At 79.3% G+C, this 237-nt stretch carries 1 protein-coding gene; it reads left to right on the top strand.

The window, feature by feature from the left end; translation table 11 throughout:
• Positions 1-237: hypothetical protein (locus tag J7E93_RS20470; protein ID WP_215071361.1), on the top strand; the 237-nt coding region annotated here is incomplete at both ends.

Here is a 237-nt window from a genome sequence, read left to right as displayed (position 1 = left end):
CGCGAGCTGCTGCCGCCCGACCTGGCCGACGCGGGCGCGGAGCACCTGTCCGCGCTGGAGCGGCGGCTGCGCGAGGAGCTCGGCGGACTCGAGGCAGCGCGGCGGGCCGAGCGGCGCAGCGCCGAGATCACCCGCGAACGCTCCGTGCTGGAGCGGCAGGCGCGCGCCGACGAGGAGATCCTTCAGGACGCGGGCGGCTGGCTGGCCGGGTGGGAGGCCCGCCGGGCGGACCTCACC

The sequence above is a fragment of the Streptomyces sp. ISL-36 genome, from assembly GCF_018614205.1.
Classification (GTDB): Bacteria; Actinomycetota; Actinomycetes; order Streptomycetales; family Streptomycetaceae; genus Streptomyces.
Note: the sequence above shows the minus strand (reverse complement) of the source record. Positions and strands in the feature narration are given on the sequence as shown.